The 8,180-nt window shown below is 64.6% G+C and carries 8 protein-coding genes; 7 read left to right on the top strand and 1 reads right to left on the bottom strand.

Annotated elements, in window-relative coordinates; all coding sequences use genetic code 11:
- The first annotated feature begins 26 nt into the window (after positions 1-26).
- The 3 genes from pgeF to B1C78_RS10590 all read left to right on the top strand — a co-directional run bounded on the left by pgeF (position 27) and on the right by B1C78_RS10590 (position 4,053).
- Positions 27-752 carry a peptidoglycan editing factor PgeF gene (gene pgeF / locus B1C78_RS10600; protein WP_077279140.1) on the top strand — a complete coding sequence of 242 codons (726 nt, stop codon included), beginning with the start codon at positions 27-29 and terminating at the stop codon, positions 750-752.
- 153 nt (positions 753-905) lie between these two features.
- Positions 906-3,479, top strand: a complete 2,574-nt coding sequence (clpB, locus tag B1C78_RS10595) for an ATP-dependent chaperone ClpB (protein WP_077279199.1) — start codon at positions 906-908, stop codon at positions 3,477-3,479.
- 286 nt (positions 3,480-3,765) lie between these two features.
- Complete coding sequence (locus B1C78_RS10590; RefSeq protein ID WP_077279139.1) at positions 3,766-4,053, top strand: hypothetical protein; 288 nt, start codon at positions 3,766-3,768, stop codon at positions 4,051-4,053.
- Positions 4,054-4,159: 106 nt separating this feature from the next.
- Here B1C78_RS10590 and B1C78_RS10585 read toward each other — a convergent pair whose 3' ends face one another.
- Positions 4,160-4,702 (bottom strand): TM2 domain-containing protein, encoded by a 543-nt coding sequence (locus B1C78_RS10585; protein ID WP_077279138.1) that lies wholly within the window; start codon positions 4,700-4,702, stop codon positions 4,160-4,162.
- 169 nt (positions 4,703-4,871) lie between these two features.
- Between B1C78_RS10585 and B1C78_RS10580 the strand changes: the two genes are divergently transcribed.
- Genes B1C78_RS10580 through B1C78_RS10565 form a run of 4 tightly spaced genes read left to right on the top strand, consistent with a single transcriptional unit; the run spans position 4,872 to position 8,044 of the window.
- Positions 4,872-5,801 (top strand): selenium metabolism-associated LysR family transcriptional regulator, encoded by a 930-nt coding sequence (locus tag B1C78_RS10580; protein ID WP_077279137.1) that lies wholly within the window; start codon positions 4,872-4,874, stop codon positions 5,799-5,801.
- A 46-nt stretch (positions 5,802-5,847) separates the two neighbouring features.
- Entirely contained in the window at positions 5,848-6,591 is a 744-nt protein-coding gene (locus B1C78_RS10575) for a type 1 glutamine amidotransferase (protein ID WP_077279136.1), read from the top strand.
- Positions 6,588-6,968 carry a Crp/Fnr family transcriptional regulator gene (locus B1C78_RS10570; protein ID WP_077279135.1) on the top strand — a complete coding sequence of 127 codons (381 nt, stop codon included), beginning with the start codon at positions 6,588-6,590 and terminating at the stop codon, positions 6,966-6,968. The genes B1C78_RS10575 and B1C78_RS10570 overlap by 4 nt, the downstream gene beginning before the upstream one ends.
- Positions 6,965-8,044, top strand: coding sequence for an AI-2E family transporter (locus tag B1C78_RS10565; RefSeq protein WP_077279134.1), 1,080 nt, complete (start codon positions 6,965-6,967; stop codon positions 8,042-8,044). The genes B1C78_RS10570 and B1C78_RS10565 overlap by 4 nt, the downstream gene beginning before the upstream one ends.
- The last annotated feature ends 136 nt before the right edge of the window (positions 8,045-8,180 follow it).

Genomic DNA, 8,180 nt, shown 5'->3' with positions numbered 1-8,180 from the left:
CCTTCATCCTTCATCCTTGACTGAATATGGACATCCTCATCCCCGACTGGCCTGCCCCCTCCGGCGTTGGTGCCGCCTCGACCACGCGGCGCGGGGGCGTGAGCGCGCCACCCTTCGACAGTTTCAACCTGGCGGCGCACGTGGGCGATGCGCCCGAGGCGGTGGCGGCCAACCGGGCGCTGCTGGTGAAATCGCTCTCCCTGCCGGCGGAGCCCGTCTGGCTCCAGCAGGAGCACGACACCACCGTGGTGGATGCGGGGAACTGTCAGCCGGAGCCCCGGGCCGATGCTTCGGTGGCCTTCACACCCGGTGTGGTGTGCGCGGTCATGACGGCCGATTGCCTGCCCGTGCTGTTCTGCCATGAGCGGGGCGACCGGGTGGCGATCGCGCATGCGGGCTGGCGCGGGCTCTCCACCGGCGTGCTGGAATCCACCGTGCGTGCGCTGGGGGGCGGTGACGGGCTCATGGCCTGGCTCGGACCCGCGATCGGACCCGGTGCTTTCCAGGTGGGCAACGAGGTGCGGACCGCCTTCGTGGAGCGCGATCCCGGCGCGGCCATCGCGTTCCAGCCGGACGGGGACCGTTGGCTCGCCGATCTCTACACCCTCGCGCGGCGCAGGCTGGCGGCCAGCGGCGTGACCACCGTCCACGGCGGTGGTTTCTGCACCTTCACTGACAGGGAGCGCTTCTATTCCTACCGCCGTGAGCCGCGCACCGGCCGCATGGCGAGCCTGATCTGGATCAGGCGCTGAAAGCAGGGACAAATTCAAGATTCAAGATTCAAGATTCAAGGGAATGATGGGCGGCGGCCTTTGAATCTTGAACATTGAATCTTGAATTCGCGGCAGACCCACCCATCTTAGGGGTATTGCCACAGTTGCCGCGAGAGATTTCAGCCCATGCGCATGGACAGATTGACCAGTAAGTTCCAGATGGCCCTCCAGGATGCCCATTCCCTGGCGGTGGGCCGCGATCATCAGATGATCGAGCCGGTACACCTGATGATTGCCCTGCTGGATCAGGACGGGGGTACCGCGCGTCACGTGCTGGCCCGGGCCGGCGCCAACATCAACCTGTTGCGCTCGCAACTGGGCGAGGCCCTGGAACGCCTGCCCCGCGTGGAGGGTGCGGCCGGCGAGCTTCACATCTCCAATGACCTGGGGCGGTTGCTCAACCTGTGCGACAAGGCGGCCCAGAAGCGCAAGGACCAGTTCATTTCCTCCGAGCTCTTCCTGCTCGCGGCCCTGGAGGACAGGGGCACGCTGGGCGAACTGCTGAGGAAGGCCGGCGCCGAACAACAGGCCGTGGAGAAGGCCATCGAGGAAATGCGCGGCGGGCAGCGGGTGGATGACCCCAACGCCGAGGAGCAGCGCCAGGCGCTGGAGAAGTACACCATCGATCTCACCGAGCGCGCCGAACAGGGCAAGCTGGACCCCGTGATCGGTCGCGACGACGAGATCCGTCGTGCCGTGCAGGTGCTGCAGCGTCGCACCAAGAACAATCCCGTGCTGATCGGCGAGCCCGGCGTGGGCAAAACCGCCATCGTCGAGGGCCTTGCCCAGCGCATCATCAACGGCGAGGTGCCCGAGGGCCTCAAGAACCGGCGTCTGCTGTCGCTGGACATGGGCGCACTGATCGCGGGCGCCAAGTTTCGCGGCGAATTCGAGGAGCGCCTCAAGGCGGTCCTGAACGACCTGGCCAAGCAGGAAGGGCGCATCATCCTGTTCATCGATGAGATCCACACCATGGTCGGCGCTGGCAAGGCCGAGGGTTCCATGGATGCCGGCAACATGCTCAAGCCGGCACTCGCCCGCGGCGAGCTGCACTGCATCGGCGCCACCACGCTGGATGAGTACCGCAAGTACATCGAGAAGGACGCCGCGCTCGAGCGCCGCTTTCAGAAGGTGCTGGTGGACGAACCATCCGTGGAGGACACCATCGCCATCCTGCGCGGCCTGAAGGAGCGTTACGAGGTGCATCACCGGGTGGAGATCACGGACCCGGCGATCGTTGCCGCCGCCACACTTTCCCACCGTTACATCACCGACCGCCAGCTGCCCGACAAGGCCATCGACCTGGTGGATGAGGCCGCCAGCCGCATCCGCATGGAGATCGATTCCAAGCCCGAGGAGATGGATCGTCTGGAGCGTCGCCTGATCCAGTTGAAGATCGAACGCGAGGCGCTCAAGAAGGAGTCAGACGAGGCATCGCGCAAGCGCCTGGACAGCCTCGAGCAGGAGATCGACAAGCTGGAGCGTGAGTTCGCCGACCTGGACGAGATCTGGAAGGCCGAGAAGGCAGCACTGTCCGGCACGGCCCACATCAAGGAGGAGCTGGAGCGGGCGCGTCTCGAGCTGGAGACCGCCCACCGGGCCGGCGACCTGGCGCGCATGTCGGAGCTCCAGTACGGGCGCATCCCCGAGCTGCAGAAGCAACTGGACATGGCCGCCCAGGCGGAGATGCACGAGATGCGCCTGCTGCGCCACAAGGTCACGGACGAGGAGATCGCCGAGGTGGTCTCCCGCTGGACCGGGATCCCCGTGTCCAAGATGCTGGAGGGCGAGCGCGAGAAGCTTCTGCGCATGGAAGAGGCCATCACGCGGCGCGTGGTGGGCCAGGACGAGGCCGTGCGCGCGGTGTCCAACGCCATCCGACGTTCCCGTGCGGGTCTCTCGGATCCCCGGCGGCCCAACGGCTCGTTCCTGTTCCTGGGCCCCACGGGTGTGGGCAAGACGGAGCTGACCAAGGCCCTGGCCGCGTTCCTGTTCGACACAGAGGAGGCCATGGTGCGAATCGACATGTCCGAGTTCATGGAGAAGCACTCCGTGGCGCGGCTCATCGGCGCACCGCCCGGCTACGTGGGCTACGAGGAGGGCGGCTATCTCACCGAGGCCGTGCGCCGCAAGCCCTACAGCGTGATCCTGCTGGACGAGGTGGAAAAGGCCCACCCGGACGTGTTCAACGTGCTGCTGCAGGTGCTGGATGACGGGCGCCTGACAGACGGCCACGGGCGCACCGTGGATTTCCGCAACACGGTGATCGTGATGACCTCCAATCTGGGCTCCCAGATCATCCAGGAGATGGCCGGCGAGGAGCACTACCAGCAGATGAAGCAGGCGGTCATGGAGGTGGTGGGGACGCACTTCCGCCCCGAGTTCATCAACCGCGTGGACGAAGTGGTGGTGTTCCACCCCCTGGGCCGCGAGCAGATCCGCTCCATTACCGCCATCCAGCTGGACGACCTGCGCCGGCGCCTGGCCGAGCGCGACATCGGGCTGGACGTCTCCGAGCCGGCCCTGGACCGCCTGGGCGAGGCGGGCTTCGATCCGGTCTATGGTGCCCGCCCCCTCAAGCGCGCCATCCAGCACCAGGTGGAGAACCCGCTGGCCCAGGCCATCCTCTCCGGCGAGTTCCTCCCCGGCGACACCATCCGCGTGGACGTCGCCGGCGACGGACTGACCTTCTCCAAGGGGTCGTAGAACTGATTTTTGCCACGAGACTCACGAAGGGAAAAGCGTTTCTCTCGCGAAGACGCGAAGCCCGCGAAGAAGGTCTTATGGAGTGGCGGGCTGTGCCCCGGCGGTCAGACCTGTATCCGGAACTCAAGGCGCCCACGGTGCGGCCCAAATATTGATCGGTTTTCTTTGCGGGCTTTGCGTCTTCGCGAGAGAAGTGCTTTTCCCAGACCAGCCCAAGGGCTGAATTCCGCCCCCGCACCCATCTGTATTAGACTCCCCGGACACAGATATTCGGGGAGTCATTGTCATGAGTGATGCATTGCAATTGTCCGGTGAACTGGTGCAGCAGCTGCAGCAGGCGCTGGCGGAGAATGATCCGCGCTGTCGCGATCCTCTGGTGGCCACGCAGTACCTGGCGGCCGTGATGGGCTACATGCTGGCCAGTCAGCCCATCGAGGAAGGCCAGAAGCGCGAATACCTGGAGCAGCTCAACGGCTTCGTCCAGCACGTGTTCAACGACGTGGTCGCCCAGCAGCAGCGCCCCGCGGCGCCCCCGCAGGAAGCCTCGGGGGTGTGGAAGCCGGGGGACGCGTGATCTGAAAGGTTGAAGGTTGAAGGCAAAAGGATGAATTGAGTGGTCAAGGGTTACGCTCTACTTTCATCCTTCATCCTTCATCCTTCATCCTTCATCCTTCATCCTTTCACCTGCGCCCCTTCTTCCTTCTCGCCAGTTCCCTGAGCATCGCCTCCTGTTCGTTGAATGAGGGCACTCGACCGGCATCTGCCGCACCACTGCCCGCGGGCGGGGGACCGGCGCGTTCGGATTCCTTGAGGCGCACATCATCGTCCAGGCCGGTGTCGTCGTCGGGGTAGCGGCCCTGGTAGCCCTTGGGCGGATGGGTGCCGGGTTGCAAGAAGAGGCGCATGCGCAGCGCCTTGTTGCAGTCGGTCACGCGCCGGTCGATCCATACCAGGTCGACGGCGGCCAGCAGGAGGGCCGGGACCAGGCCCACCAGCAGCCAGACCGGTCCGAGTGTCAGTGCCAGTACCCCTGCCAGCAGGGACAGGCCCAGATAGGACAGTCCGCCGACGGGTTCGGCCAGGTAGAAGCGGTGCAGGCCCAGCGGGAACAGGGCCAGTAGCGCGTAGGCCGCCGAGCGGCGTTTCATCTCCCGGGCCAGAAGCACGTTGAGCCGCTGCAGGCCGGCACCTTCCAGGTCGAGTTTCTTCCAGGCTTGGCTCATGGGATCCTATCTGTCCCCGGGGGCCTACATTTTAGGTCATGGGCAGGGCCGGCGCTCATGCCCACGATGGTCCCGGGGGATGTGCCGCGCGGCACCGGGGGGCCATCAATGTGCTAGTATGTCCTGATTAGTACACCTTATTACTCTGATTAGGGCAGCGGGCTCCCTGATGGCTGATCGACGTCTCCAGGTCTTCTACACGGTGGCGAAACTGCTGTCCTTCACCAAGGCAGCGGACGCCCTGCACATGACCCAGCCGGCCGTCACCTTCCAGGTCCGCCAGTTGGAGGATTACTTCAACACGCGTCTGTTCGACCGGACCCACAACAGGGTGAGCCTGACGGAAGCAGGGCGTACCGTGTACGAATACGCGGAACGCATTTTCGAGATGTATGCCGAGATGGAGAACTCGGTCCGCGAGTTGACGGGCGACGTCAGCGGCGCACTGACTCTGGGCGCCAGCACCACGGTCGCGGAGTACATGCTCCCGTCCCTCCTCGGCGACTTCAAGCGCAAATACCCGGAGATCAACATCCGACTAAAGGTCTCCAACTCGGAAGGCATCGTCTCGATGGTGGAGAACAACATCATTGACCTGGGTGTCGTGGAAGCGCCGGTCGGCAATCGCAATCTGCTGGTTGAAGTCTGCCGCGTCGACCAGCTGGTACTCATTGTCCCTCCCGGGCATCCGTTGTCCGACCGCAAGGTGGTGCGCATGGAGGACATTCTTCCGTACCCGTTCATCTGCAGGGAGGAGGGTTCCGGGACCCGCGAGGTGATCGTGGAACACATGGCCAGCGAGGGTATCGACAAGAACGCCCTGGGTGTCTGCCTGGAGCTGGGCAGCCCGGAGGCGATCAAGGGCGCCGTGGAGGCGGGGATGGGGCTGTCCATCCTGTCCCGGGCCACCATCGACAAGGAGCTGGAACTCAAGCGGCTCGTGGCCATTCCCCTGGACCCGCCGCTGGAGCGACCCTTCTCCTTCGTGCGGCAACGCCAGAAATTCCGCCTGCGGGCCATGGAAGAGTTGCTGGACTTTGCGCGCAATTACTGCCACGTACATTCAGGCGACGATGCCCGCTCCGAGGCGGCCAGCTGACCGCCGCCGCAATCCGTGACGCGTCATCGCCACGGAGTCTCATACGATGAAGAACTACCTCGTCGTGCAACATACCTACTCGGAGTTTCTCGGGCTGGTGGAATCCCAGCTCGAGAAGCGCGATATCGGCTTCAGTTACTTCCGGCCGTTCGTGGGCCAGGCACTGCCCGGTTCGGCGGCCCAGTTCGACGGAATATGGCTGCTCGGGGGCGCCTGGCCCCTGACGGACCGGGAACACGTGCCACAACTGGATGACGAGTTGAATCTGATCCGGATCTTTCAGAAGGCGCAGCGTCCGGTGGTTGGCATCGGCATGGGCGGGCAGATGGTTGCCGTGGCGGCCGGAGGCGCCCCCGAGGCCGAGCCCATGCACACGGCCCGATTCGTCACCGCCCGCATGACGGGTGCCGGCAAGGGGGATCCGCTGGCCGAGGAGATGGACGGACGCCGTCTGCTGGTGATGTACAACGGCGATGTGACATTGCCCCGGGGTGTGGAACCGATTCTGGAGGATGAAGATGGTCACTGGCTTGCCGTGCGCCCGGACCCGCTCACGTACGGAATGCTGTTCCGCCCCGAGATGAAGCCCGGCATGATCGAGGACATCATCATGGAAGCGAAGCACAATCCTGCGCCGCACATCGGCGAGTTGCTGGCCGAGGTCCGCATGGAGTGGGCCCAGATGCAGGAGACCACGGCGCTGGTGCTCAAGGCCCTTGTGACCGCGCTTTCCCTCATGCAGGAAAGGCGCAAGATGCCCGTGTTCAACCTCAAGGTGGAAAGCCGGTGATTCCGAACGCGGTCAAGGGGGGCGGTGACGCGGCCGACAAGGAACTGCTGCGCCTGTTTCGTGACCTGCCCGAGGAGCAGCAGCGCGCCCTGCTGGCGTTCGCGCGCTTCCTGGCATCCGAGAGCGAGGCGCCTGTCAGGGAGATCCCGGAGCCCGAGCCCATCCCGCGGCCCGAAGGGGAGAGCGTGGTCAAGGCCATGAAGCGCCTGTCTGCGACCTACCACATGCTGGACAAGTCGAAACTCCTCAACGAGACTTCGACCCTCATGGCCCAGCACGTGATGCAGGGGCGTGCGGCGCACGAAGTGATCGACGAACTGGAGGTGGTCTTCGAGATGCACTACCGGCGTCTGGCCGGCAAGGATGAAGCCGAATGATCGGACCGCTGCGCGACTGGTACAACCGCCACTTCACCGATCCCCAGGTGGTGATCCTTGCCCTGCTGCTGATCTTCGGCACGGCAATCGTCGTTCTGGCCGGCCGCCTCCTGGCGCCGCTGCTGGCCAGTGTGATCCTTGCCTACGTGCTGGAGGGCGCGGTGCAGAAACTGCAACGCCTGAACATGCCGCGGCTGCCGGCCGTGATTCTGGTGTTCGTGGTTTTCCTGGCCCTCTTTGTGGTCACGCTCCTCGGCCTGTTTCCCCTGCTTTCCCAGCAGATCGTGCAGCTGGTGCGTGAGCTTCCCGGCGTCGTGGCCCAGGGCCAGAACCTCTTGCTGCAGCTTCCCGAGCGCTATCCCCAGTTCGTTTCCGAGGAGCAGGTGCGCGAGATGATGGGCGCCATCCGCACCGAGGCGACACTGCTGGGCCAGCGCGTGGTGAGCCTCTCACTGGCGTCCGCGATGCACCTGGTGACCTTCTTCGTCTACCTGATCATCGTGCCGCTGATGGTCTTTTTCCTGCTCAAGGATAAGGACGCCATCCTGCACTGGATCACCAGCTTCCTGCCCCGGGACCGGGGGCTGGCCAGCGAGGTGTGGGCCGAGGTGAACGTGAAGATCGCAAGTTACGTGCGCGGCAAGTTCGTCGAGATCCTGATCGTCTGGGCCGTGACCTTCGTGACCTTCACCCTGTTCGGACTCAATTACGCCATGCTGTTGTCGGTCATGGTGGGGGTCTCCGTGATCATCCCCTACATCGGCGCCGCCGTGGTCACCATCCCCGTGGCGTTGGTGGCCTACTTCCAGTGGGGTCTGTCGGCCGAGTTTGCGTGGGTCCTGATTGCCTATGCCATCATCCAGTTCCTGGACGGCAACGTCCTCGTGCCCCTGCTGTTCTCCGAGGTGGTCAATCTGCACCCCGTGGCCATCATCGCCGCCGTGATCGTCTTTGGCGGCCTGTGGGGCCTCTGGGGCGTGTTCTTCGCCATCCCGCTGGCCACCCTCATCCAGGCCGTCATACGCTCCTGGCCGCGCTACAGAGAGGTGCCGGTGGAGGAGTCCAAGCGCGTTTAACCACGAAGAGAAACGCAAGACAAAGAATCCTCTCTCGCAAAGCCGCGAAGCCCGCCAAGAAATTCGTTGTTTACATAGGGCGCCCCGCGGGCGCCGGATGTCGAAGGGGGCCGGCATGGCGGGCACGGCCCGCCCT

It is taken from the genome of Thioalkalivibrio denitrificans (assembly GCF_002000365.1).
Taxonomy (GTDB): Bacteria; Pseudomonadota; Gammaproteobacteria; order Ectothiorhodospirales; family Ectothiorhodospiraceae; genus Thioalkalivibrio_A; species Thioalkalivibrio_A denitrificans.
This window is presented reverse-complemented; position numbering and strand designations above follow the sequence as displayed.

Excerpts from the sequence above, each read along its gene's own strand:
- pgeF (WP_077279140.1), top strand. The coding sequence starts at position 27 with ATGGACATCCTCATCCCCGACTGGCCTGCCCCCTCCGGCGTTGGTGCC.
- clpB (WP_077279199.1), top strand. The coding sequence starts at position 906 with ATGGACAGATTGACCAGTAAGTTCCAGATGGCCCTCCAGGATGCCCAT.
- B1C78_RS10590 (WP_077279139.1), top strand. The coding sequence starts at position 3,766 with ATGAGTGATGCATTGCAATTGTCCGGTGAACTGGTGCAGCAGCTGCAG.
- B1C78_RS10585 (WP_077279138.1), bottom strand. The coding sequence starts at position 4,702 with ATGAGCCAAGCCTGGAAGAAACTCGACCTGGAAGGTGCCGGCCTGCAG.
- B1C78_RS10580 (WP_077279137.1), top strand. The coding sequence starts at position 4,872 with ATGGCTGATCGACGTCTCCAGGTCTTCTACACGGTGGCGAAACTGCTG.
- B1C78_RS10575 (WP_077279136.1), top strand. The coding sequence starts at position 5,848 with ATGAAGAACTACCTCGTCGTGCAACATACCTACTCGGAGTTTCTCGGG.
- B1C78_RS10565 (WP_077279134.1), top strand. The coding sequence starts at position 6,965 with ATGATCGGACCGCTGCGCGACTGGTACAACCGCCACTTCACCGATCCC.